General features: G+C 72.3%; 14 protein-coding genes. 2 read left to right on the top strand and 12 right to left on the bottom strand.

Annotation, left to right across the window (positions count from 1 at the left end; translation table 11 throughout):
* Window positions 1-27 precede the first annotated feature (27 nt).
* The 8 genes from POL72_RS26350 to POL72_RS26315 all read right to left on the bottom strand — a co-directional run bounded on the left by POL72_RS26350 (window position 28) and on the right by POL72_RS26315 (window position 16,231).
* On the bottom strand, window positions 28-2,166 hold the full coding sequence (locus tag POL72_RS26350) for a DUF6531 domain-containing protein (protein WP_272098330.1): 2,139 nt from the start codon (window positions 2,164-2,166) through the stop codon (window positions 28-30).
* Window positions 2,167-2,236: 70 nt separating this feature from the next.
* Window positions 2,237-2,809, bottom strand: coding sequence for a hypothetical protein (locus POL72_RS26345; protein WP_272098329.1), 573 nt, complete (start codon window positions 2,807-2,809; stop codon window positions 2,237-2,239).
* Window positions 2,809-5,580, bottom strand: coding sequence for a type VI secretion system Vgr family protein (locus tag POL72_RS26340; protein ID WP_272098328.1), 2,772 nt, complete (start codon window positions 5,578-5,580; stop codon window positions 2,809-2,811). The genes POL72_RS26345 and POL72_RS26340 overlap by 1 nt, the downstream gene beginning before the upstream one ends.
* Window positions 5,581-5,593: 13 nt before the next feature.
* Window positions 5,594-7,867 (bottom strand): type VI secretion system Vgr family protein, encoded by a 2,274-nt coding sequence (locus POL72_RS26335; RefSeq protein ID WP_272098327.1) that lies wholly within the window; start codon window positions 7,865-7,867, stop codon window positions 5,594-5,596.
* 40 nt (window positions 7,868-7,907) lie between these two features.
* On the bottom strand, window positions 7,908-10,133 hold the full coding sequence (locus POL72_RS26330) for a type VI secretion system Vgr family protein (RefSeq protein ID WP_272098326.1): 2,226 nt from the start codon (window positions 10,131-10,133) through the stop codon (window positions 7,908-7,910).
* Between the two features lie 175 nt (window positions 10,134-10,308).
* Window positions 10,309-11,169, bottom strand: a complete 861-nt coding sequence (locus POL72_RS26325; protein ID WP_272098325.1) for a hypothetical protein — start codon at window positions 11,167-11,169, stop codon at window positions 10,309-10,311.
* 245 nt (window positions 11,170-11,414) lie between these two features.
* Window positions 11,415-13,511 carry an alpha-2-macroglobulin family protein gene (locus tag POL72_RS26320; RefSeq protein ID WP_272100009.1) on the bottom strand — a complete coding sequence of 699 codons (2,097 nt, stop codon included), beginning with the start codon at window positions 13,509-13,511 and terminating at the stop codon, window positions 11,415-11,417.
* A gap of 488 nt (window positions 13,512-13,999) precedes the next feature.
* Window positions 14,000-16,231: a hypothetical protein gene (locus POL72_RS26315; RefSeq protein ID WP_272098324.1), complete on the bottom strand. Its 2,232-nt coding sequence runs from the start codon at window positions 16,229-16,231 to the stop codon at window positions 14,000-14,002.
* A gap of 566 nt (window positions 16,232-16,797) precedes the next feature.
* On the opposite strand from POL72_RS26315, the gene POL72_RS26310 reads away from it, so the two are divergent.
* Window positions 16,798-17,256, top strand: a complete 459-nt coding sequence (locus POL72_RS26310; protein WP_272098323.1) for a DUF6968 family protein — start codon at window positions 16,798-16,800, stop codon at window positions 17,254-17,256.
* Between the two features lie 527 nt (window positions 17,257-17,783).
* Here the strand turns inward: POL72_RS26310 and POL72_RS26305 are convergent.
* From POL72_RS26305 to POL72_RS26290, 4 genes are all read right to left on the bottom strand, one after another.
* Window positions 17,784-18,845 (bottom strand): beta-ketoacyl synthase N-terminal-like domain-containing protein, encoded by a 1,062-nt coding sequence (locus POL72_RS26305; RefSeq protein WP_272098322.1) that lies wholly within the window; start codon window positions 18,843-18,845, stop codon window positions 17,784-17,786.
* Complete coding sequence (locus POL72_RS26300) at window positions 18,842-19,873, bottom strand: DUF2169 family type VI secretion system accessory protein (protein ID WP_272098321.1); 1,032 nt, start codon at window positions 19,871-19,873, stop codon at window positions 18,842-18,844. Before POL72_RS26300 ends, POL72_RS26305 begins: the two co-directional genes overlap by 4 nt.
* A gap of 63 nt (window positions 19,874-19,936) precedes the next feature.
* On the bottom strand, window positions 19,937-21,409 hold the full coding sequence (locus POL72_RS26295; protein ID WP_272098320.1) for a YkgJ family cysteine cluster protein: 1,473 nt from the start codon (window positions 21,407-21,409) through the stop codon (window positions 19,937-19,939).
* A gap of 102 nt (window positions 21,410-21,511) precedes the next feature.
* On the bottom strand, window positions 21,512-22,816 hold the full coding sequence (locus POL72_RS26290; RefSeq protein ID WP_272098319.1) for an Lcl C-terminal domain-containing protein: 1,305 nt from the start codon (window positions 22,814-22,816) through the stop codon (window positions 21,512-21,514).
* 560 nt (window positions 22,817-23,376) lie between these two features.
* On the opposite strand from POL72_RS26290, the gene POL72_RS26285 reads away from it, so the two are divergent.
* The gene (locus POL72_RS26285) at window positions 23,377-24,396 is read left to right on the top strand and encodes a sugar-binding protein (RefSeq protein ID WP_272098318.1); all 1,020 of its coding nucleotides are present in this window, start codon (window positions 23,377-23,379) and stop codon (window positions 24,394-24,396) included.
* Window position 24,397 lies beyond the last annotated feature (1 nt).

Genomic DNA, 24,397 nt, shown 5'->3' with positions numbered 1-24,397 from the left:
CGCCGCCGCTCACCTGCCGCTCGCACGTCACCTAGCCCAGGAGATTGCGCTCGAAGAAGATGTCGCCGAGGGGCCGTGTGCGGCGATGATGTAATCCAGCTCGTCGTACTCGAACGTCTCGACGCCGCCGTCGGGGTACTGGTGCTCCACGACGCGACCGACGAGATCGTACACATACCCGGTCTTCTCGCCGAGGCCGTTCTCGAACTGCACCACACGCCCCATGGCGTCGTAACGATAACGAAGGGTGCGGCCGTCGAAGGTGACCTCCTCCGAGACGAGCCTGGCGGCGTTCAGGCGGATGCGGTGCACCTCTCCGTGGCTGTTGTGCACCTCGACGAGGCGCCCCTCGCGGTTGTATCGATATTTGCTGATCCGCCCGTCGGGCTCTCGCGTCTCGACGATGCGGTTGTACCCCGCATGGCGGTGCGTGGTGGTGTGGCCGTTCGGGTGCCAGATCGACGTGCAGTTTCCGGACGCGTCGTACTCGTAGCGCGTCACGCCGCCGTCCGGCGTTCGCTCCGATCGGAGGCGGCCGGCGTCGTCGTGGGCGTACGTGACCATCGCCCCCGACGCGTCGAGCATGCTCTGGCGCCGGCCCCAGTAGTCGTACGTGTACTGCGTCACCGCGCCCGTGGGATCGGTCCGCTCGATGAGGTTTCCGTGATCGTCGTACCTGTACAGCGTCTGCCCGCCGTTCGGCGCGACGGTCCGCGTGGTGAGCCCGCGGCGATCGAAGTGCACCTCGAAGGTGGCGCCGATGGCGTCGCGCCACACGAGCCCGCCCGTGAGGCGCCCGGTCTCGATGACGCCCCCGGCAGGATCGACAGCCCTCCGGATGTGCCCGTCGGCGTCCCGCTCGAACGTGGTCACCCGGCCGAGAGCATCGGTGATCCGGAGCTCCCGCCCGCGGGCGTCCCGCTCCCAGCGGGTCGTCGCCCCCGTCGCGTCGGTGAACGACAGCAGGTTTCCCCACGCGTCGTACGTGCGGCAGAAGACGCCGGCGGCCGTGACCGCCTTGTCGACGCTCCCGAAGTCGTTTCCGAAGAAGCGCTCGACCGAGATCGAGTCGGCCGCCTCCACATAGTTGTGAGGCCCGTACTCGAGCTTCGTGTGAAAGATGCCCTTGGCGGCCGTGATCCCGTCGGCGAGCACCGCCGGGACGTCGGCGGCGAGGCTCTCGTCCTCGCGCCCCGGGTACGCGCCCCAGGTCTCGACGCACCGCCCTTCCCCGTCATAGACGAAGTAGAAGCAAAGGCCCGTCGGGTGCTCCTGGCACGTCAGGAGATGATCCGTGTACGTGTACCGGGTCGCCGCGCCCATCGCGTCCTCGGCGAGCACCAGGTCCCCCGCGTCGTCGTAGCGATACCTCGCGAACGGGACGAGCTGGCCCCGGTGCGCCGCGTTCTTCACCTCGAACGAGGCGATGCGCCCTTCCCTCGTGGAGCGGACCTCGACCCTGCGACCGACCGAGTCGACGATCTGCGCCAGGACACCTTCCTTGTAGAAGAACGAGATCCGGTTGTCGTGAGAGTCGGTCTCCGCCGACAGGAGGAACCGGTCTTGCCAGGCGTGCTCGAAGACGAGCCACCGGCCGTCGCCCCGATCGAGCACGAAGCCCGTCTTGCCGCGGACGAGCAGCCACCCGGAAGGGCCCACCGCCGACTCGCCGACGCGCATGGGCGTGAAGTCGACGTACATGCCGTTCCCGGTCCAGAGCCTCGTCCGGCCGCGGTGCACCTCCACCTCCCACGCGTACGAGTGGTGCCAGCCGCGCCCGAGCCCGACGTCGCGGTCGCGCGCGGCGCTCGTGTAGCTGCGGGTCAGCGTCAGCGGCAGCGGGCCCGGCAAGTGCACGTCGGTGACGGGGACCGTGAAGACACGCCCTGTCACGATGTCGACAGGGTCTCCCTTGGAGCCTTTGCCGCTCCCCTTCTTGCCATGATGGTTGGGGCACGCCCCGCCGTTCTGGCCGGAGCCGCAGGCGCCCCTGCCGCCCCCCGACGCGTCGTCGCCCCCGTTCTTGCCGTTCGCGCCTTGCTTGTCCTTGCCCGCGCCGCCTCCGCGGCCGCCGGCCCCGCCGCCGTCACCGCCGCCGCCGAGAACGAAGACTCCGGGGTTCATCCCCGGGATGGCCGGGATGTTGGGGACAGGTGCCGTTCGCATCGCTGTTTCAACGCTCCCTGAGTGAAAGCTATGACAGCCGAGCCTTCCAGCGGACGCGCCGCGCGTGCCGTCAATTCAGCCGCAAGAGCCTCCCGACGATCCGGAACAGCCCCCGCGACGCGGCGCTGATGCGGCTGCCCACGACCTCGATGTCGCCGTCCTGTCGAATGCGGACCGCGCCTCGGCCGGAGCGGAGCAGCAGCTCCTGCTCCGCCTCGATGGCGACGGTTGTCGCCTTGAGGTGGAGCGTATGCGGCCGCTGCGTCGTCAGGGCCGCGACGATCAGCGGGGGCTCGCCCTCGCAGAGCTCGACGAGCACGGCGTCGCCGCGGGCGCGGGCGTCGGCGATCACCTCGGGATCGACGTCGGGCGCGATCTGGGCGTCGACGGGCCCCTCCGCGCCACGGACGTGGATCGACGCCTTCCGCCCCGCGATCGAGGCGACGCGCGCTGTCCGCATGGCGGCGCCGAGCGGCTGCGCCGTCCGCGCGGGGAGCGGCGCCGCGGCCGGCTCGGCGAGCACGTCGTCCAGGGTCACGCGCGGCGACTCGGACGCCTCCTCCGGCGTGGCCCCGGCGTCCGGCTCCTCCAGCGAGAGCGACGCAGAAGCCGCCCGCGATCCACCGTCGAACCGAGTCGCCATCAGACCTCCGAGACCTTCTTCGGCAGCTGGATCTTCGGCGCGAGGATGGTCACGAGCGGGGACGTGATGGTGACGCCGGCGCCGTCGATCACCACCTCGCTGGCGCCGCACTTGAAGACGATGGCGCCCTTCGCCTCCACCTTGTGGAAGGCCCCGATGAACGTCGCGGGCCCGACGGCCTGCACCACGTGTGACCCCTTGAGCTTGTCGACGACCGCGCCGCCCACCATCGCGGTGCGCGAGCCGGTGACCGTCTCGCTCTCGCCGCCGTTGCTGAGGACGACCAGGCCCGTCGCCTTCTCGCTCTTCGAGCCCGTGACGCTCTCGGCGTAGCTGCCGAACGCCACCTGCACGGTCGCGGCGCCGACGTCGATCGTCTTCTTGCCCGTCACGTTGTTGTCGATGTCCTGGATCGCGCCCAGGACCTTCATCGAGCCCACGTCCTCCTTGTGGGTGCCCGTGACCTTGGCGGTCGTGTGCCCGGGCCCCTTCTCGCGGTCGGTCGCGTCGACGCCATCGACGGCGCCGTCCGGCCCGCCCACGTTGGCCGTCGACCCGCCGCCGCCGCCGCCCCCGTCCATGCCGAGGGCCGAGGCGAGCGCCTCCGGCTTCACGAAGACCTTCCCGGCGAGGCTGCTCTGCGCCACGTTCGACGCGATCGAGGCGAGCATGTTGGGCGCCGCGGCGCCCGGCGCGCCGCCGGCGGCGCCGCCCCCGCCCCCGCCGCCGCCCCCGCCCATCGAAGCCGCGAGCTGGCTCGCGCCGGGGATGCCCGACGCGCCCGCGATCATCCCGGGCATGCGGCTCATGTCCCCGCCGGCGACGGCCTGCATCGCGCCCGCGACCCCCGCCGCCTTCTGGGTCAGGCCGTTGATCGGCGCCATCACCTGGTTGATGGCGCCGTCGACCTGCCCCTGGACCGCCGCGATCGCGTTGTTGGCCATCACGCTCGCGAACTGCACCGCCGCCTGCGCCGCGAGCGCGAGCATCGCCTCGAGAGGGTTGCCGTCCATCTCGAACTGGTTCCCGCCCACCGTGGTCGTCGCGTTGCCCTTCGCCGTAAGCGCCGACACCGCGTTCACCTCGACGTTGCGGTTGCCTCCGACGCTGATCGTCTGGTTCGCGCCCACCGTGTTCTGCGAGCCCTTCGTGATCTTCGTCGTCTGGTTGCCGCCGACCTCGAGCGACGCGTTGTTCCCGACGACCGACGTCTCGTTGTTGCCGATGTTCCTCTTCGCGTTGTTCGCCGCGACCGTCTTCATGTCGCGCTGGGCGTGCACCATGATCTCCTCGGAGCCCGCCTTGTCCTCGAAGCGGATCTCGTTGGCTCCGCCGCCGCCCGGCGTGCTCGACGTCTGGATCGCCGTGCGGGTCTTGCCCTCCGGCAGCGCGTACGGCGGCATATAGACGCCGTTGTAGAGGCGCCCTGTCACGATCGGCCGATCGGGGTTGCCCTCGAGGAACTCGACGATCACCTCCCAGCCGATGCGCGGGAGCATCATCGAGCCGGAGGTCTGGAGCTGCGCGACCCGCATCCAGCACGAGGCCTTGTCGTCGATCACGTCGCTGCGATCCCAGTGGAATTTCACCTTGCAGCGGCCGAACTCGTCGGTGTGGATCGCCTCGGTCTGCGAGCCTGCGGGCGCCACAACCGTCGCGGTCTGCGGCCCCTCGATGAGCGGGATCGGCGTGATGCGCCGCGGCCTGTACTTCACGGAGGCCGGCACGAGGCGCGCCCGCGCCCTGGAGCGCGGCGTCGCGCGCTCGCCGCCGTGCGCGTCGCCCTCCTCGTGGATGTAGGTGTGCTTCACCGCGAAGAGGAAGTACTCGCCGTCGAGCTCGCCGGCGTCCGTGATCGTGAGCTTCTGGCCGACCGCGAGGCGCGAGCACACGGTGTCGATCTCGATGGTGTGCCGCTCGACCTGCTCCTCCTCCAGCCGGATCTGCGCGAGGCGCTGCCCCTCGCTCGGCTCGAAGTAGCCGCCCGGGTAGTCGTAGCGCTCCAGCGCGTCGTTCTCGCCCGAAGCCGCGGTCGCCGTGAGGTCGAGCTTCGGCCGCTTGAAGTCGAAATCGCGGAGGACGAACTTGCCAGAGCGCACACGCTCGAGCTCGCGGATCGAGTAGATGGCGTCGCGCTCGTCGGCCGCGCTGAGCCCGGTGCGCCGGCGGAACGGCAGCGCGGGGTCGCCCGCGATCGGCCCGGCGACGGTGCTGTCGTCGTCGAAGACGAGGAGCTCGCCGTCGGCGTCCACCTCGACGAAGCTGTAGACGCCCTCGTGCTCCATGAGCCGCGAGATGAACGCGAGCGCGCTCTCCTGGTACTGCACGCAGTACTCGCGCTTCGGACAGTCGCCGCTCAGCCGCCACGCGACGCGGGTGATCCCGTGATCCTCGAGGACCTTCGCCACGATCTCCTTGGCGCTCATGTCCTGGAAGATCCGCGAGTCGACGCTGCGCGCGAGGAGCGCGAGCGAGGAGACGACGCGGACGGCGTAGCGGACGCCCAGCAGCCCCTCGATGCCGAGCTCTGTGGAGCCGATCGACGTCGCGGCCTCCACCGTGCCCGCGATGACGCGCGGCGCCTCCCCGGGCGCGCCGAAGGAGAGCGCCGCGGGCTTGCCGATCATCGCATCGAGCTCCTGGTACGAGTGGAGGTACACCTCGACGTCGAGGACGAGCGGCCTGCCGGCCTCGTGGATCGCCTCGAAGCGGAGCACCCGCGCCGCGGGGACCTCGTCGATCGTGAAGTGCGCAATCGTCTCGCGTGCCACGTTCCCCTCCTCCTCAGTTGTCGAGCACCAGCGCGGCGGTGTCGGAGACGTCGCCGTCGAGCTTCGCGGACACGCCGATGATCGCGACGCTCGCGGGCGTCAGCGAGAGGATCGACGCGCCCATGACCAGCGTGAGCGCGCCGGTCGCCTCGAAGACGGCGTTGTTCGCCTTGACGAGCTGCGCGCCCCCCGCGAGCTCGGTGTACGTGCCGAGCGAGCTCTCCACGCGGTTCCCGTTCGCCACGTTGACGATCGCGCCGCCGACCTTCACGTTCATCGATCCGCCGACCTGGACGCCGCGGCCCGACTTGACCGCGATCACCTTCGCGCCGGTGGCCGTCTCGCTCCGGTCGCCCTGGACCGTCACGGAGCGGTGCCCCAGCGCGAGCTCGACGAGCGCCGCGCCGACCTCGTGGTTGAAGCCGGCCAGGGTCTGATCCGTGACCGAGCCGACCACGAGATCGATCTGGTTGCCGGACACCGTGAGCGAGCTGTTGCCGGTGACGTCGCGCTTGTGATCCCCGCCGATCTTCATGTCGCGGTTCCCGCCGATCGAGAGCGAGTGATCGCCGCCCATGTCGTCCACGTGGAAGGTCTCGATCTTCATCGACTGGTTGCCGGAGACCGAGAGCGTCTGGTTCGACCCGACGCTGGTCGTCATGCTGTTCGTCACGTTCGTCGTCTGGTCGGCGCCGATCTTCTTCTTGTGGTTGTTGCCGATCGACTCGGTCGCGTTGTTCTTCACCTCGGTGGACATGTCCTTCGAGGCGTTGATGAACATCTCCTCGCCGCCCTTCGCGTCCGACATCCGGAGCTCGTTGGTGCTGCCCCCGCCCGGCGTCGTCACGGTCTGGAGGGAGCTCTTCCCTGCCTCCTTCGGGAGCGCGTAGGGCGGCGGCGTGAGCGCGTTGTACATGCGGCCCATCACGAACGGCCGGTCCGCGTCGCCCTCGACATGGCGCACGGTGACCTCCCACCCGACGCGCGGCAGCAGCATGGATCCGCCCGTCGGCACCTGGCTCGTGCGGATCCAGCGGCTCGATGTGTCGTCCTTCTTTCCGGAGCGATCCCAGTGGAAGGCGACCTTCACGTGCCCGCCCGCGTCGGTGTGGATCTCCTGCCCCGAGGGCCCGGTGGTCATCGCGGTCTGCGCGCCCGGGATCACCTGCTCGCGGGCGCGCCGCGGGGGCCGGTAGCGCGTGGTCCCGGTCGGCACGCCCCAGAACTCGCAGATCGACTGGAGGTCGCGCGCGCCGTCCTCCGCGCCCGCGCGGCCGGAGAGCTCGAAGTTCCGCGGCCGGCTGCCGGCGATGCGCGCGCGGATCACGAGGTACTCCTGGTTGAGCGGGTCGTACGGGTGGCCGTCGACCGAGAAGCGCCGGCCCGGGAGCAGCGCGAGCGAGCCGCTCTCGCCGCGCACGACGTCGCGCTCCGCCTGCACCGAGTCGAGCAGCACCTTGGCGAGCCGCTCCGCCACGCCCGCATCGGCGGTGCGCGCCGGGTGCTCGTAGATCTCGAGCACGTGCTCCCCGGGATCGCTCCCCTCGGCCGACGCCTCCGGCTTCGTCGAGGGCTTCTCCGGGTCGTAGTCGCGGACGAACACCTTGTCGCTCCGCACGGAGACCTCCCGCGAGAGGCGGACGACGCGATCCGCGAAGCCCTCGGCGCCGAAGTCCTGGAAGAACGGCAGCGACGTCGCGCCCTCGATGTCCTCGAGGCCGGTCGGCGAGTCGCCGAAGACGATGACGTCCTCTTCATCCCTCATGTGGATCGCGAAGTAGATCCCCTCCTCGGCGAGGAGGCGGTGCACGAAATCGAGGTCCCGCTCCCGGTACTGGACCGTGTAGACCCGCGTCGGGTGGGGCTCGGTCACGCGCCAGTCCTGCTGGCTCGCGGGCACGCCCGCGCCCTCGAGGACCTCCTTCACGATGTCGACCGCGCTCTTGTCCTGGAAGATCCGGCAGTCGGAGCGCTGCCCGAGGTTCCAGAGCGCCGGCGCGACCTCGATCCGCAGCGTGGGCACGTCGTCGGGATCGGGCACGAGCTCGGCGAGGACGATCGTCCCGGCGAAAGAGCGCGTCTGCGTGTCGTCGCTGCGCGACAGCGTGAACACCGCGCGCTTGCCGAGGACCTCCTTCGGCCTCGGCAGCGCCGCCTCGTCGTCGAGCAGCTCGCACTCGAGGCGGGTGAGCTCCGAGAGCTGCTCCGTGAGCTCGAAGCGCAGCACCCGGTAGATCTTGCCCTCCACGCTGAGGGAGGGGATCGCGAGGACATGATGATCAGCCACTCTTCACCTCTCTCTTCACGTCACTGGCGCCCATGGGCCCTCACGATCCGAGCTTCATCGACGCGCCCATCTTGACCACCAGCGCGCCCTTGACCGCGATCTTCGACCCCTTGATCACGACGGGTCCGCCGCCGAGCTTGAGCTCGCTGCCGCCGCCCTTGAAGACGCCGACGGCGCCGAGGAGGGTGATGAGCGGCGCCTGCACCACGAGATCACCGTCCAGCTTCTGGTAATGGAGGCCGCCGACCATGTTGGTGACGCCGAGCGCCACGTGGGAGAGCGAGCCCTTCGTGAGGTGGAGCTCCGCCGCCAGCGAGGTCTGGTCCTTGTTGGCCGTGATCTGCTCGCCGTGGCTGCCGTTGATGATCTGCGCCTTCACGGCGCCCACCGTCTCCGTCATCCCGCCGAGGACGTTGTCGTTGATCGAGCCGAGGCTGCCGGAGAGCTGCAGCGCGCCGACCTTGCGGCTCATGTCCCCGGTGATGGAGTGCCTGACGCCGTTCGAGATCGTGATCTGGTTCCCGCTCACCGTGTAGGAGCGGTTGCCGGTGACCTTCTCGACGTGGTTGCTGATCGCGTTGGTCGTGTCGTTGCCGCCGATCGAGATGCTCTGGTTGCCGGTGATCTTGTGCGAGAGCACCGCGCCGACGTCGAGCGATTGATTGCCAGCGATGGAGGTCGAGTCGTCGACCTTGACCGAGCGGGAGCCGTTCACGCTGATGTGCTGCTCCTCGTTGACCGTCACCTCCTCGACCTTGTCGTTCTTGATGGTGACGTTGAGGTCCTTCTGGGCGTGCATGCCGAACCCCTGGCTCCCCGCGGTGTCGGACATGCCGATCTGGTTGTGGCCGCCCGCGCCGGGCGACGACATGCTCTTCAGCGTGCCGGACGCCTTGGCGGCGGGGAGCGCGTCGGGCGGCGTCTTCTCCGCGTTGTACGTGCGCCCGAGCACGAGCGGCCGGTCCGGGTCGCCGTCGAGGAACGCGACCGAGACCTCCCAGCCGACGCGGGGGAGGATCATCGAGCCGCCCATCGCGATCTGCGAGACGCGCAGCCAGCAGCTCGAGGTGTGGTCCTGCTGGCCCTGCCGGTCCCAGAAGAAGCGGACCTTGATGCGGCCGTACTTGTCGACGTGGATCGCCTGCTCCTGGGTGCTCGACCCGGTGACGACCGCCGTCTGGATGCCGCGGATGCGCGGCCGCCGCGCGCGGCGCTCGGCCGCGAAGGGCGCGCCCTTGGGGACGCCGCGGAAGTGGTTCTCGACGTCGTAGTTCGTCGCGCCGCCGGTGAGCGTCTGGTTGCCGCGCGAGACGAGGTGGGTGACCACGAACTCGCCGTTCAGGCACGGCTCCGCGGCGCCCTCGACGGCGAACGGCTCGCCCACCTTGAGCCCGGCCGCGCGGCTCTCGCCCTCGCACACGTCGGCGTCGGCGGAGAGCTCGCGCACGCGGGCCTCGGCGCGGCGGGCCCCCACGCTCCCCTTCGTGAAGCCGGCGGGGTACTCGAAGTAGGGCAGCGCGATGGCCTCCTTGCGGGGCAGCGCGGACTCCGGCTTCACGTCGGGCTTCTCGAAATCGTGGTCCCGGAGGTGGACGAGGCTCGTGCGCAGCGCGCGCGTCCTCGTGAACTTCGAGAGCGGCAGGCTCCCGGGCAGGCCGCCCTGCGCCATGCGGAAGCTCACCGGCAGCCCCTCCTCCACCTCGAAGGCGGCGGGGTCGTCGGTGATGATCATCGTGTGCCCGGCGGCCTCGTGCCGGAAGTAGTAGAAGAGGCCGTTGTCCTCGAGGAGCCGCGAGACGAAGTTGAGGTGCGACTCGCGGTACTGGACGATGAACTCGCGCGGCTCGTACTCCTTCGCGATCCGCCACTCGACCTTGTCGCCGAAGCCGGCGTCCTCGAAGACCGACTGCGCGACCTGGACGATGGTCTTCTCCTGGAAGATGCGGCACCCCTCGCGGTGCGCGAGCGCGGCCAGCGCGGGCCGCAGGCGGACGTCGAACTGGCGGCTCTCGCCCGCGATGTGCGCGAAGCCGGCGCGGTCGACGATGCCGTCGTACAGGCGCTCCTGGCCCGACGTGTCGACGACGCGCAGGCAGAGGCGGCTGCGCAGGCAGTCCTCGACCCGGAACGAGGCGTCCAGCGTCGCGAAGCGCACCTCGACCGTGTAGGGGGTGGAGATCGCCTCGACGGCCTCGAAGCGGGTCACGGCGACGTCCGCGGGGAGCTTGTCGCCCTCCAGGGAGAAGGTGGCGAAGGTAGCGGCCATTGGGGGCATGGTAGGCGATCGGCGGACGGCGCCAAGCCCCGGCGCCGGAACCCGACGCGGGGCCGACGCGGTGGGGGCGGCGTGGGGGCCGGATCGTGCGGACCTCGGGGCGGCGCGCGCACGGGCCGCTCCTTCCGAAGCGACCTTCACGCTTGCGCAAGCTATGCGCTGACCGTCAATCGCGGGTGCGGTAGCGGGCGAGATCTTCGGCCGTGGCCTCGCCGGTGTAGAAGCCGTTCGTGACCCACACCGCGCGCAGCCCCGACTCCTTGACGAGCCCGCGGAAGAGCGGCACGTCGCTGGTGCTCGGCGCGGGCACGCCGAGGGCGGGCTTGCCGTTGAGAGTACGCACGGTGTGGTTGTGGAGGACGACCCAATACTCCCAGCCGGCGGCCACGTCGCGGCGGACCTCGTCGAAGCCATAGAACGCCTTGGGCGGAAACATCGAGTCGCTCGCACCGAGGTAAATCTTGAGCTGGGGCCGGCCGCCGACCTCGCGGCGCAGGATCGACGCAATGAACTCGGTGGGCTGAGTGAGCTCCGAATAGCGCGCGTCCTGGGCCGCGAACAGGGCTGCCTCGAGGCAGCGGATAGGCCGGACGCGACCTGCGTCGCCGTACATCAGCGCGGCGTTCTCGTCCTCGCGGCGCCATAGCTCGCGCTCGGCGTCGTCGCGCGGCTGGAGTGGATCGGCGACCGGACGCTCGAGGTCACCGCCGGCCGCCGCGATCGCCTCACGATACGCCAGGTACCCGGGCGCGCTCGGCAGCACCTCCTCGAACAGCACCGGCGCGGCCGGCACCTCCCATACCTGCAACACCGCGTTGCCCTCGCGATGCACCACCGTCGGCGCGCCCGGCAGCACGCACCTCGGGGGCGGTGCCTCGGCGGTGCCCGCGACGGCGGCGGGCGAGGGCAGCTGGGCTCCTCCGCAGGCGGCGAGGAGGAGCAGCTGCAAGAGCGTACATTGCCGGCGCACGGCCGGGATCGTGGCACGGAAGGGGGCCGCGCGCGCGGCGATCCGAGTTTGTATCAAGGTGCTCTCTTCGTCGAACGCTTCGCCTTCAATGGCGCCGTCTCACTGGAAAAGCGACGCTACTATCAACAACCGGTCATGCATCGAAGGGGCCGCCTACACTCCACAGCCTGCGGGCGCGCCGAAGCCGTGCCCTCGATCGATGCGTCTATATGAACCCCTGTGGCCGGGCATCGAACACGACTTCAGCCGTGTGCTCCTGCGCCGGCGCGGGCGGAGAGTGAACCGGTATCCAGGAGCGCCGATCACTCGATGATGATCGGCCGCGCCGGGACCACCGCGCGCGGCAGCTCCTCCTGCGCCACCCGGGCCTGCGCCTCGGGCGCCGTCACCTTCCCGGCGAGGGCGAAGCGCACCGGCATCTCCACGAGCGTCGCGAGCCGACTCGCCTCGACAGAAGCCCGCAGCGCGAGGACGCCGTTCACCTGCCGCACGCCCCCGAGCGGCTCGGCCAGCGACACCCCTGGCGGAAGCGGGATGCGCACGTCGATCTCGACCGGGCGGCCCAGCGTGTGGCGCAGCGAGATCCCGAGCTTGCCCGTCGTTCCCGCCCGCGGGCGCTTCGGCCAGGAGATCTCCACCTGTACGGGGCTCGCCGCGGCGGCCGGCGGCCGGCTCCAGCGCCGAAGAGCCGGGCGCTCCAGGCGCGCAACGACCGCGGGCCCCGCTGCCTCGACCGTCACCTCCGTCGCGCCCGCGTCGAGCGGCACCACGAGCCGCCCCGACGGCCCGACCTCCACGTCACGGCGCGCGCCGCCCGACGTCACCGTGACGCGCGCCACCCCGCGGCCCTCGCCCCCGTGGGCCAGGAGCGCGCGCACCACCGCGCGCGTGCTGGCCGGCGCGCCGTAGCCGCCGCGCACGTCGCGCTGCACGCCCACCCAGCCGAGGAGCTTCGCGGGCGGCGCCGCGCTCCGGCCGAGCCCGGCAGCGCGGAGGAGCGCCGCGTAGACCACCGCGCGCGCGCTCCGATCCTCGGCCTGACCCGGCGGCAAGGTGATGCCGCCGGTCGGGAGCAGCGCCACCCAGGCGCGCAGCCGGTCCGCCACGTTCGCGGCCAGCGCTGCCCGGTGCGGCCGCTCCGCGAGCGCGAGCAGGACCCGGGCGAGCGCCACGCGATCGCCGCTCTGAATCACGTCGTCCAGCGTCCTCGTGACGAGCGCGTCCCAGCACGCGTTCACCGCGCCCCCCGCCGGCGAGGGCTCGACCTCGAGCGCGTCGAGCGCTGCCGCGGGGTGCAGCGGCTCTGGCGGGCAGCGCGCGTCGATCTTCGGCAGCTCCTCCGCCGCGGACGCGGGCGCGAAGGTGCGCGCCCGGAGCGCCGGAGGCCAGAAGCCGCGATCCTTCTTGCTCTCCTTGTACGCGAGCAGCCGGCCCACGGCGCGGCGGCCGATGTCCTCCGCGCGCGCGGCGATCGGCGCGCCCTCACCCCCGCGCGCCGCGGCCCAGCGGCGCACGAGCGCCGCGACCTCCACCGCGTCCACCATCGCCCCGGCAGACGAGAGCCGGTCGGGATCCATCGCCTCGAGCGCCGCGGTGAGCGCGCCCGCGAGGCCGCGCTCGACGACGAGCCGCGGGCGGCCGGTGGGCTGGTAGCGCTGCGCGTCCGCCGCGACGCTCAGCGTGGCCCTGGCGCCGCCCTCGACGACCTGGGCGATGTTCAGATCGGTGGGCTCGCCCGCGGGGCGCACCTCCCACGCGTGCACGAGCGTGTCGCCCGGGGTCCCCTGCGCCTTCAGGGCGACCGCGAGCTCCGCCCGCCCGGCGCGCAGCGCCCGGACCCGCGCGCGCACCGGGGCCGCGCCCCCCGCGGGCACATCGACCGCCACCGCCCGGCGGCGTGGGTCCGCGAGCGCGGCCACGCCGCGCGCCGTGAGCTCGATGCTCGCGCGGAGCGGCTTCGGCGAGCGGTTCCGGACCGAGATCTCCACGTCGACCTCGTCGCCCTCGACCCACGCGGCACCCGCCTCCACGCGCGCCGAGAGCGGCTGCGCCGTGGGCACGTCGAGCGTGGCCGTGGCCGGCGTAGCGCCGTCCGGCACGCCCACGAAGACGAGCCGGAAGGTCGTCTCGACGTCGCCGAGCGGGACGCGCATCCGCAGCCGGCCATCCTTGTCGGTGCGCTGGGGCGGCGACCAGAAGAACACGCCCCGCGGCGCGCCGCTCGACGTGCGGTGGGCGCCGCCCAGCCGGCCGTGGCCTGAACCGAACCCGACGCCGGAGCCCGTACCCCCGCCGCCGGTGCCGATGCCGCTCAGGCCGAGCCCCTCGCCCAGCGACGTGCCCGTGAGCTCCTCCAGGAGGCTCTCCCACGCCGACACCGTGGCGTCGCCGACCTCCATGTCGAACTTCGCGTCGACGAGGCGATCCTCGCCGACCGCCCTGGCGTACGGCGTGCCCGAGCGCAGCACGCGCTCGAACGGATCGCGCACGTCGTCGCCCGTGCCGATCCGGCCGTCGGGCCCGGGCGCCTGCAGGGCGAAGCCGCGCCGCACCGTGAGGAACGGCGCGGGCGGCGCCGTCGTCGGGGTGAACTGGATCGTGCCGCCCCAGGGATCGAGCAGGAGCGACTCCTCGAGCTGCGCGTCGCGCACCAGGCGGCGGAGCAGCGCGTTCGGATCGCGGAGCGCCGGCTCGTCCGGGTCGAGCAGCCGCTCGCGCCGGAACGCGCGCGCCGCCGCGAGGATGCGGAAGAGCTTGAGGCGGGTGACGCGGCGAGCGACGTGATCGAACGTGACCTGCGGGTCCACCGCCAGGAGGTCCGCGAGCGAGAGCGGCTCGCCGCCGGGCGTCTCGGGGGGCGCATCCATGGCGGCCGTGACCAGGGTCATCAGCTCGGGGTTCCATGCATAGGCGCCGCCCGGCCCGCGGCGGCGCACGTCGCGCAGCCGCTCCGGGTCGCTGGTGGCTTCGAAGACCGCCCCCTCGAGCGAGCGAAGGACCTGGCCGAACGCCTCGTCGAGCGCCGCCCGCGCGGAGCCGGCCGGATCGTTCGCCGGTGCGATCGCCTCGCGCGCCCGCGCGCCGAGCTCCGCGCGCCGGAGCGGATCGAGCGCGGGATCGCCCTCCAGGAAAGCGCCGCAGCGCTCGGGCTCGACCATGCCCTGGCAGAGCCGCGCGCGCGTGTCGAGCGCCGCGAGGCCGCCGACGCTGCCCCCACCGTGCAGATCCACGACGACGGCCGCGACGGTCCCGGGCAGGCCGCGGCTGCCCCCGTCGGTGAGCGCGAGGTCCACGTCGACGGCGCCGCGCGCGGGGCCGCGCGGCCGCCGGTCATGCGGGCCTCGAGCCGAGGGAGGACGCGCGGCGTGACGAGCACCGCGCCGCCCGCCTGCCGCGCGGCGGCGCCCGGCCGAGGAGCGGCGGCGCTGAGCGTCCAGACGCCGGCCGCGCCCTCGGGCAGGCCGAGCGCGCCGCCCTCCGGGCCTCCGGCGATCCAGGCGCTCGCCGCGCGGGCCGCGTTGTCCGCCTGGACGATCACGCTCCAGCCGGCGCCGTCCGCTGCCCTGCCGCCGTCCCCTGCCCTGCCACCCGCCGGCCGCCGGTCGGCGCGGGCGTCCGCGCCGCTGGCGTCGATCACGCGGAGCGGGAGCGCGTCGCCGGCGCGGGCGAGGAGCCGCTCGGGCCGGAGCAGCGCCGAGGCGTCGCGATCGACGGAGACGCACAGCGCGAACGGCTCGCGCCGCGACGCGAGCGCCGGGAGCTCGCCAGCTGGCCGCACGCGCACCGCCGCCGCGACGCCGCCGGCGCACGGCCCGACGTTGCGGAAGGCCCCGAGCTCGACGGGCGCCTCCCAGGTCACCTCGGCCTCGCCGTACGCGTCGGTGGTCACGGCGGCCTGGAGCCCGTCGCCCTCGACGGTGAAGGTGCCCTGCACCGGCTTCCGCCGCGCATCGCGGACGCGCAGGAGCATGCGCTGAGCGACGCCCGGAACGATCGCGCCCGCCTCCGGGAGCAGCGTCGCCTCCGAGGTGGGGCTCTCCACGGAGACGGTGGCCTCGCGCTCGAGCTCGTGCCCCTCGAACGTCGCGCGCGCGACGACGCGCAGCGTGGTCCCTGCGCCCTGCACCACGGTGGTGGGCGCCGTGGCCGCGCCGCGGACCTCGCCGGCCGCGTCGGTGCGCGCGGGCGTCGTGAGCTTCTCCCACGCGGCGCTGTCCTCGGGCGGGCTCGTGCCCTTCGGCCCGGTCCAGATCCGCACCGGCAGCCCGGCCACGGGCTGGCCGGCGCCATCGCGGATCCGGATCACGTAGCTTGCGCGATCGCCGGCGCGCAGATCCTGCTCGGACCACTCGGCCAGCATCTGCGGGGCGCCGGGCGTCTCTTCGCGCGGCGAGAGGGAGATCTCCGCGGCGTTCGACGAGGCCCCCGCCGCGCCCCGCGCGCGGGCGCGGAGGATCCAGCGCCAGCCGGGCTCGTCGATCCACGGGACGGGCACGCGTGTCATCGCAACGCCGGCCGCGTCGGTCGTGACCACGGCCGTGTGCCGCGCGACGCCGCCCTCGAGCAGGCTGACCTCCACGGGGACCCGCGGGGCCGGCTGCCCCGAGGCCTGGCTCTGCACGGTGATCCACGCCGACATCGCGCTGCCCGGCACCACGCGCGTGTCAGGAACGTGCAGGTCGACCTGGAGCGGCGCCAGTCGCTGCACGGTGAGCGTCCGGGTCCGCTGCCGGTCGCCGGCGCGCACGCCGAGCAGCAGCCGGAGCTCGCGCTCGGGCCCCTCGGGGATCGGGACGTCGAGGTGAGCGCGCCCCTTCGCGTCGGTGGTGACCCGCACGGGCGGCGGGACGGCGCTGACCTTGCCGAGGTGCTCGGGATCCCAGGTCGCCTCCACGGTGACCGCCTCGAGCGGCCGGAGCGTGACCGCGGTGGGGAAGCCGAGCGCGAGGACCTGCACCGGCAGGGTGGCGCCGGGCGCCCCGCGGTCGGGCGCGTGAACGAAGAGGTCGAGGCCGCGGGCAACCGCGTCGCGGCCGTCCGTGGCCGCGTCGGAGGTCGCGGCGGCGCCGAGGACGGCGACGAGGAAGAGGCCGGCGAGCGGAAGGGAAGGCCTGGGCATGGTGCCTTTCGACACGGCAGAGGGGAGCAGGTTCCTGCGCTGCACTGCGCCGCGCGGAGTGGCCGGCGCCGCACGCGATCGGGCCGGCGCGCCGTGCGGTGTGACGCGGATCGCGTACTTCGATGGATGATTCCGCCCACGTCGGCACACCGCGCCCCCGCGTGACCTGCGGCTACCGCTGAGCGCCCTGGGCTCTACGTGTAGCGGGCGGTCGAGCAGGGGGACTCTATGCGTGGCGCGAAGCTCATCGGGGTCGCCGTTGTCGTCATGTTCGCGGGCTGTGTTGTGAGCACGACCGAGGAGAAGGCGGTCGAAGAGGCGGACCCGGACACCGCTGCGTTCGTGGCTGCGACGGGAGAACTGCGGGCTGATGCCAGGGGGATCTGCCTGCTGCTGACCCACGCGAGTCAGCGGGCAAAGGAGGCATTCTGCCGATCGCAGTGGAAACTGGATCCGGTGAGAAGGAGGGCTTGCTGGGAACTTGCTGGGAAGTGGCGAACAGCGGGTCACCGGCCAGATGGGAGGTCTACTGCCTGGTCACATCGTTTCCGGACTAACCTAACCCTATGCCCAAGAAGCGCATCGGTGAGCCCATCGCCGTCCGTCGCTACGGAGTGGATGGCCAGCCTGACCGGCAGATCGTACTCGTCATCGGCAAGCCGATTGCGCCCGGTGCGCAGGACGGCGACTGGTGCTGCCCGGTGCTCATCTCCGGGCTCGGTGCTGAGGTGTTCAAGTGGCAGGAGGGCGTCGACGCCCTGCAAGCCCTCCAACTCGCGCAGGGCTTCGCCAGGCAGACGTTGGAGGCGTCCGGGCTGCCCATCACCTGGGCCGCCGGCGGGGAGCCCGGTGACCTGGGGCTGTACCGGCCTATCGACTCGCCGTTCGGGCTCTGGTTCCAGCGCCTGGCGGAGCGGGCTTTCGACCTCGCGGTCGAGGTCGTTGGCCGCGTCATCGTGGAGGTCAGCCAGCAGCATCCGAAGGTCCGCGAGCAGGTGAAGCGAGCGCGCGCACGACGCGAATGAGCGCCATGCGCGCACCCGGCGCCCCTACAACGGGCTCACGCCGTCCGTTGGCGCTCGCGAACCGACCGCGCGAAAGGCCCGTTAAATAGGCTGTAATCGCGCACGATGACCAGGACATCGGCTGTCCCAGCATCCCCACTGAGGCCGAGCGGGCAATCTCTCCAGTGGTAGACCAAGGGCCTTAACGAAAGCGCCCGTCCGTGGCAAAGCTGGCGATCTCGTTCCACGTCGGGTCATCGGGGAGAGGCCCTATCCCGGACACCACCTGTCGACATCCTCCGGGCTGAATTTCATCTCTCCGGGGAAGCCGTCGACAGGTGGAGAGGGAATTCCCCGGCCCTCCCGGAATGATGAATCCGCCAAGCCGCAGTAAGATGCCAATTTTTATGGTTTTCTTGGCGTCCGTGGCGCGCTTGGCCGTTCCAAAGCCCCCACCTTCGGCCGAAGCACGCATGTTCCGCGGGAGCCAGTTCGGCGGTCGTCCCGTTCGGCGGCTGCACCTGGCCCTGGTTCGCCCTCTCGCGCCGTCACCCCGGCGCCACGACCACCATCGCCGCGCGCTCCCCGCCGTCGCTCCCGGCGAGGGAGACGGCGCACGGGTGCGGCGCGAAGCCCCGCGCGAACGCCTCCGACGCGATCGCGAGGTGCAGCGGCATCGCCGCGGCGCCGAGCGCGCCGATCCGCTGGGCAGGGCACTCCAGCTGCTGCGGATCGCAGAAGAGCTGCTGCGTGCGCACCGACGCGGCCTGGAGCTCGAAATGGCGGAAGGTCTCGAAGGTGATATCGGTGAGCATCCAGCCGGCCCGCAACCCGCGCTCGGCCAGCGGCGCCAGCGCAGCGCGGAGCGCGGCGGTGAGGCCCGTGGCCTGGAACGCGGACTCGTCGTTGTCCGGGCGGGCCCGCTCGTGGGCGGTGGAGACGCCCACGATCTGCCCCAGCTCACGGAGGAGCGCGCGCCGCGCGACGTCGGGGCGCATGAGGACCACGAAGGCTGCGCACTCGCCGGGGACGAGGGCGTCCAGGTTCTCCGGCCGGAAGAGCCGGCCCGCGGCGTCGAGCGCGGCGATGCGCGCTGGGTCGTAGTCTGTATGCACACCACCGAGCAGCGCCGCGTCGATCGCGCCTCGCGCGAGCGCGTCGCACAGCTCGGGCAGCAAGTACCCCGGCGCGGCGGGCCCTCGCGTCGAGACCTTCACCGCGATCTCCGGCGCGCACCCGTACGCTTGCGCCCGCGCGACGAGCTCGGCGGCGACCCGCTGCGCCGGGGCCTCGCCGCCCGGCGGCCGCTGCCCGAGGTGCTCGTCGAGGCACAGGCCCATCTGCATGCGCAGCCCCCGCGCCGCGGGGCCGAGCTTCTCGAGCGCCTCGCCGAGCGCGCGCTCCGCGAGCAGGACGGCGCGCGCCGCGCCCGTGACCCGCGGATCGAGCGTGGGCAGGAAGCACATCGTGACGGGCTCGCCCTGCGCGTCCACGAGCGGCGACTCGCGCATCGCCGCGGCCGCGGCGCGGTGCGAGAACGCGGTGTCGATCGAGCGCAGCCCGACGGGCGTGACCGCGCCCGCGGCCACCATGGCGGCGAGGGGCCTCACGCTCGCCCCCGCTCGCGCACGATCACGCGCGCGTCCTTCATCCGCCGGGGCGCCTTGACGTGCGCGCGCCAGACCATCTCGACGGCCACCGGCTTCTGCGGGCCGGTGGCGTAGAGGTCGACGAGCACTGTGTCGAGGTGGGGCGCGAAGGCGACCGGCGCGCGGTCCTTCACGTGGAACTCGATCTCGATCTGCACCTTCGGGAGCTCGAAGCTGAGCGCCCCCTCGGGCGTGAGGTTGAGCGCCCGCACCGGCTCGCCGCCCGCGAGCGGCGGATCCGCGATGAGGCCCGGCGAGGCGCAGAGGTTGAAGCGGTGGTCGAAGTCCTCGGGCAGGAGCGGCGCGCGGTTCTCCCGCCACGCGGCGTCGTACGTCCCGGCGTACGCGCGGCGCGGCTCCCAGTGCCGGCCGACGACCCCGATCCCGGCGGGCGGCGGCCCGGTCTTCGCGGTCCGGATCGGGTACGAGGGATCCTCGATGGCCGGCGCCGGCTGGTGGGTGAGCGAGGCCGGCGCGCGCGTGACGCCCGTGCCGATCGGGTTGCGCGGCTCCTCGAGCGGCGCCGCGGGATCGTCGTCGTCCCGCCCGCCCCAGGCGTGGTCGTAGCGCATGTCGATCTGCTCGATGGGCGAAGGCGCGGTGAGGGCGGCGCCCTTGTCCACCCAGAGCCGCTTGCCGAACACGACGAGCGATTTCTTGAGCGGGCCCACCTCGACGCGCACGTCGAAGGACGGCACCGCCTTGCCGTTCGGCGCGTACGCCGTGGCCACGAAGATCACGTCGGTCGCCGGCTTGAACAGGCAGACGTCGGCGGGGTACGCGACGCTCTCGGGCTTCTTCTCCTCCCAGGGCAGGTCGGCGAGGCGGACCCCGCGCGTGCGCTCGGGGGGCGCGAGCTCGAGGCTGCCGTCGCCCTGGAGCTCGAAGCTCGCCTTGACGATCGTGACCAGCTGCTCGCCGTCCCGATCGACGAGCAGCTGTGGGTGCGCGGCGAAGTCCGTCTTGTTGTCGAGCGGGGGCTGGCTCATCGCGGGCGCATTATCGACAGGATCGGAGCCGATGTCTCTCCGAGTTCGAGGAGGCGCACGCGATCACCCGGCCGTGGCCGCCTCGGCGGCGTACGCGTCGAGGCCGTGGCCTCGCAGCGTCGCCTCCACGAGCGCGATCGGCTCGGCGCAGGCCGGGTCGTCCGCGCCCTCCCCGTCGACGACCGCCGGCAGCGCCCGGGCCACGACGAGCCGCACGGCGCGATCGCGGAGCGCGAGCGAGAGCGGCAGCGCGCCGAGCAGGCGGTGGCCGTGCAAGGCCGCGCGGAGGGTGAAGCGCTCGCGGTCGCCCACGCGCGCGGGCACGGGCGCGAGGAGCAGCGCGCCGAGCAGGTCAGGCTCGGCCAGCGCCAGCGTCGCGTCCGCGATCCACCGCGTGGCCCACCGCGCGAGGTCCCGCTCGCTCCGCCAGGCGGCGTCCTCGCGCGCCCGCCGCGCCGCGCGGCCGTGGAGCGCGGCGAGCCAGGGCGCGAGCGCCGCCGGATCCAGCGGATCGGGCCGCTCGAAGCGCGCGATCGCCCCCTCGGCGAGGCCCTCGGCCTCGAGCGCGGCGGCGAGCGAGAAGAGGCCCGCGGCGACGTCGGGCGGGGGCGCTGCCGCGGCGAGGCGCCGCGACCAGGCGACGACCTCCGCGCGGGAGGCGGTCGCGCCGGGCGCCACCTGCGCGCGGCCCGGCAGCCGGGCGACATCGATGCGCTCGTCCAGATCCCCCCGCGTGACGAGCCGCGGATCGAGCAGCGGCGCGCCGCCGGGGCGGCCCACGCTGGCCAGCACGCAGGCGCACTCCACGGCGACCGAGACGCGCACCGACTCGCCGTCGTCGACGAAGCTGGTCGGGAAGGTGCGGCACCCGAGCGGCTTGGCCTCGGGCCCGCCCCTCGCGTGGAGCGAGCAGCGCCCCTCGCCCTCGAGGTAGGCGCACCGCCCGTCCCGCATCGCCACGACGGAGGCTGCGCACGGCCACGTCCCGCGCTCCGGCGTGAAGGCCCGCTCGTGGCGCGCGCCCCCGCTCAGCACATCGGGCCGCAATGCCCGCGCCCGCGCCGCCTCCTCGGGATCGAAGAGGATCGAGGCGTAGATCCGGCAGCAGCTCCCGCGGCCGTCGCAGTGCAGGCTGAAGTCGGGCAGCACCTCCAGCCGGCGCTCGCGGGGATCGCGCTCCCCCGGGTCGAGCGCGGGCGCCGCGGCGGCCGCGGCCGCCGTGGACCCGGAGCGCGCCGCGTCCTCGCCGGCGTCGTCCGCTCCGAGCAGCCCCGCGGCGTGGAGCTCCGCGAAGAACGCCTGCGCCGCGGGCACACGCGCGTGCGCGCCCTCGCGGGCCGCCGCGATGACGATGCCCTCGACGTCGCGCGTCCCGTCGGCCGCGGAGAGCAGGACCCACTCCCGCGGGCCGAGCTGGAGCAGCTGCCCCGTGCGGGCATCGTGGAGGATGACGCGCTCCTCCTCGCCGACCAGGTGGCGCCGCGCGAGCACGTGGGCGGCGAGGCGAGGGCGCGCCGGCGGTGTGCTCGGGCTCACCCGAGCCACGCTATCCGACGCTGGAGGCAGCGCGCCACCGAAACGAGGCGCGGCGGCGCCGGCCATCTCCCGGGACGGACCGACCCAGCCGCGCCTGCGCCCTCAGCGCACGCACTTCACCCACGCGGCCGTGAAATAGTTCCACTTGCCGCTCTCTCCCGCGTTGAACCCGGTGAAGCCGTCGTCGAAATTGAGCGCCCAGGCCGCCGCGGCGTTCCCCACGGCCGCGTGGGAGCTCCAGTACCAGTCGTTGCTGCGGGAGCCGTATTGCGTGTCGGGGAACATCGTGCGGTTGATCGACGGCGCCACCTGCGCCTCGTCGACGAGGGTCGCGAGCTCCCGGATGCTGGGCAGGCGCCACGCGTGGCCGTTGAGATCGAGCGTCGCGCAGTAGCCCTCCGCCTCCGCCCAGGCCATCGTGGCCGGCGAATACCCCTGTTGCCAGACGAGGCCCGTGTACCTGTCCATCACCTCGCCGGGCGACACGACGGTGTACTGGTCGGGCGGGGCCACGGCCGGGCTGCTCGGCGCCTCCCCATCGCCGTTGCCTCGCACGCAGCGCAGGCTCGCCGCTGTCGCCTTGGAGTAGGCGTTGCTGACGATCCCGTCGCTGAGGTTGAAGGCCCAGGCATAGTCGCGCCCCGCGCCGGCGCCGGCCTGCCGGATGGTGAGGATCCAGTCGGACGATGTCTTGTGGAAGCCCCCGCGCGCCCCCGGGAAAGCGCCCCTGTCGATGGCCGGGCTCCGGGTGAAGTCGACGATCGACGTCATCTCGATGCGCGTGGGAAGGCGCCAGTCGGAGAACCCGCCGAGCGTCAGGCCGTCGCAATAGCCGATCGCCTGCTCCCACGTGTATGCCTCGGAAGGAGGGGCTTCTTGCCATTCGAGGCATGTGACGTTGTCGCGCACCACGCCGCCCCCCACATCGGTGTAGCTCGCGGGGTTGGGCAGGCCGCTGCCCGCCGGGTTGGGCATGGGCCAGCACGCCCACTTGTGCGTCCCGCAGGCAGCGGCCCTGCTGCAGGTGTCGCTCGCTCCGCCCGCGCCCCCGCTGCCCGGCCCACCGCCCTCCCCGGCCGCTCCGCCGTCCCCCGGCGCGCCCCCGCTCGCGGCGCTCCCCGCGCCGCCGCTCGCGGTGCTCTCCGCTCCCCCGTCCCCCGGCGCGTCGCCGCTCGCGGTGCTCTCCGCGCCGCCGACCCCGGCACCCGTCTCCGAGGCTCCGCCTGTCGCGAGCGCGCCGCCCGCCCCCCACCCGCCGCTCCCCGCGATCGCACCGCGGTCGCCGCCCTCCTCGCCGCACGCCGCGGCCGCGAGCACCACGCCGAGCGCGACCCCCGTCCGGGCACGCGCCGCGGGGATGGACATCACCCAGGTCGCGTCAACGACCCACCGCTTGCTTCGATTCACAGGCACCTCCGCGCGCTCAAGCCAATGTCGCAAGACAAATATGTTCGAATCGCACCAACCTATCACACGCTGCGCAAAGGTCGCCAACGCACGTACCGGAAGACAGGCATATTTCCTGCTAATCTACAGAAATCCCCCGGCGCCGTCATCTCAGCCCATGCTCGATGTGCTGAGTCGCAGACCCTGCGCGCCTTCGGCAGGCGCAACGCCCCTGATCGCACAGGGCGACCGCGTTCCCGTGCCCTGACAATTCTTCGATCAGCCTTAACCCGTGACGTCCCGCGCGCTCAGCGCCCTCCGATCGGAGTTGACACCGAAAATGTGAACGTTCACAATGCATTCCAGCGGGCATCCTTTGTCCTCCAGATCCACTCCGATGGTAAAGACCAAGGAGTGGTTCGGCCTCCAGGCACGCGGAGGGTAGACCCCAGCCAACGGGGCGCACTGTGGAAAGACGCGCCGCCAGATTTGCGGCAGATCACGGGGACAACGGCCGGGTAAGGGCGACGCCACGCGTGATGTCAACACGTTCTTGAAGTGAATCAGCAAGGAGACCAGCCGTGAAAGAGACGAAGTCCTGGGGCAAGGGTTGGGCGGTCGTAGCGCCCTTCCTGTTGGGGCTGCTCGCGATGACGGGGTGCAACGAGAAGAGCGAGGGGACGGGCGCCGCGCCAGCCGAGGGCGGCGGCTCGAAGCCGAAGGTCGTCAAGCTCGCCTTCGTCACCAACAACGCGTCCGAGTTCTGGAAGATCGCTCAGGCGGGCGTCCGGAAATACGAGCAAGAAAGCAAGGTTCAGGTCGACGTGAAGATGCCGTCGAACGGCACCACGGAGGAGCAGAACCAGATCCTCGAAAACCTCTCGAGTCAGGGCTACGACGCCATCGCCGTGAGCGCCATCGCGCCGGCCGATCAGGTCCCGGTGCTCAACAAGGTGGCCGAGAAGAGCAAGCTCATCACGTTCGACTCGGACGCCCCGGCGTCGAGCCGACTGCTCTACATCGGCACCAACAACCACGAGGCCGGCAAGGCGCTCGGCGCCTATATCGTGAAGCTCCTCCCGGAAGGCGGTAAGATGGCCGTGTTCGTCGGCACGCTCTCCGCGGACAACGCGAAGCAGCGCCTGCAAGGCATCCAGGACGCGATCGCCGGCAAGAACATCGAGATCGTCGACAAGCGGGAGGACAACACCGACCGCGCGAAGGCGCGCTCCAACGTGGAGGACATCATCAACGCGCACCCGGACCTGAAGCTCGTCGCAGGCCTGTGGTCCTACAACGGCCCCGCCATCGCGGCGGCCATCGAGGCGCTCGGGAAGAAGGGGAAGGTCCTCGCAGCGGTGTTCGACGAGGAACAGGAGACGCTCACGGCCATCGAGAACGGCACGATCTCGGCCACGGTCGTCCAGAAGCCGTTTCAGTTCGGTTACCTGGCGAGCAAGTGGGCGCATGAGCTCTCGGTCAAGCCCGACACGGCGAAGGCGCAGATCCCGGCCAACAAGAGCATCGACACCGGCATCGACGTGATCGAAAAGACCAACGTGGCGGCCTTCAAACAGCAGCTCGCTGAAATGAAGAAGTGAG

Source organism: Sorangium aterium, assembly GCF_028368935.1.
In the GTDB taxonomy this organism is placed as follows: Bacteria; Myxococcota_A; Polyangia; order Polyangiales; family Polyangiaceae; genus Sorangium; species Sorangium atrum.
This window is presented reverse-complemented; position numbering and strand designations above follow the sequence as displayed.

Coding starts and splice junctions, on each gene's coding strand:
- POL72_RS26350 (WP_272098330.1), bottom strand. CDS start 2,166: ATGCGAACGGCACCTGTCCCCAACATCCCGGCCATCCCGGGGATGAAC.
- POL72_RS26345 (WP_272098329.1), bottom strand. CDS start 2,809: ATGGCGACTCGGTTCGACGGTGGATCGCGGGCGGCTTCTGCGTCGCTC.
- POL72_RS26330 (WP_272098326.1), bottom strand. CDS start 10,133: ATGGCCGCTACCTTCGCCACCTTCTCCCTGGAGGGCGACAAGCTCCCC.
- POL72_RS26320 (WP_272100009.1), bottom strand. CDS start 13,511: ATGGAGGTCGGCGACGCCACGGTGTCGGCGTGGGAGAGCCTCCTGGAG.
- POL72_RS26315 (WP_272098324.1), bottom strand. CDS start 16,231: ATGCCCAGGCCTTCCCTTCCGCTCGCCGGCCTCTTCCTCGTCGCCGTC.
- POL72_RS26310 (WP_272098323.1), top strand. CDS start 16,798: ATGCCCAAGAAGCGCATCGGTGAGCCCATCGCCGTCCGTCGCTACGGA.
- POL72_RS26300 (WP_272098321.1), bottom strand. CDS start 19,873: ATGAGCCAGCCCCCGCTCGACAACAAGACGGACTTCGCCGCGCACCCA.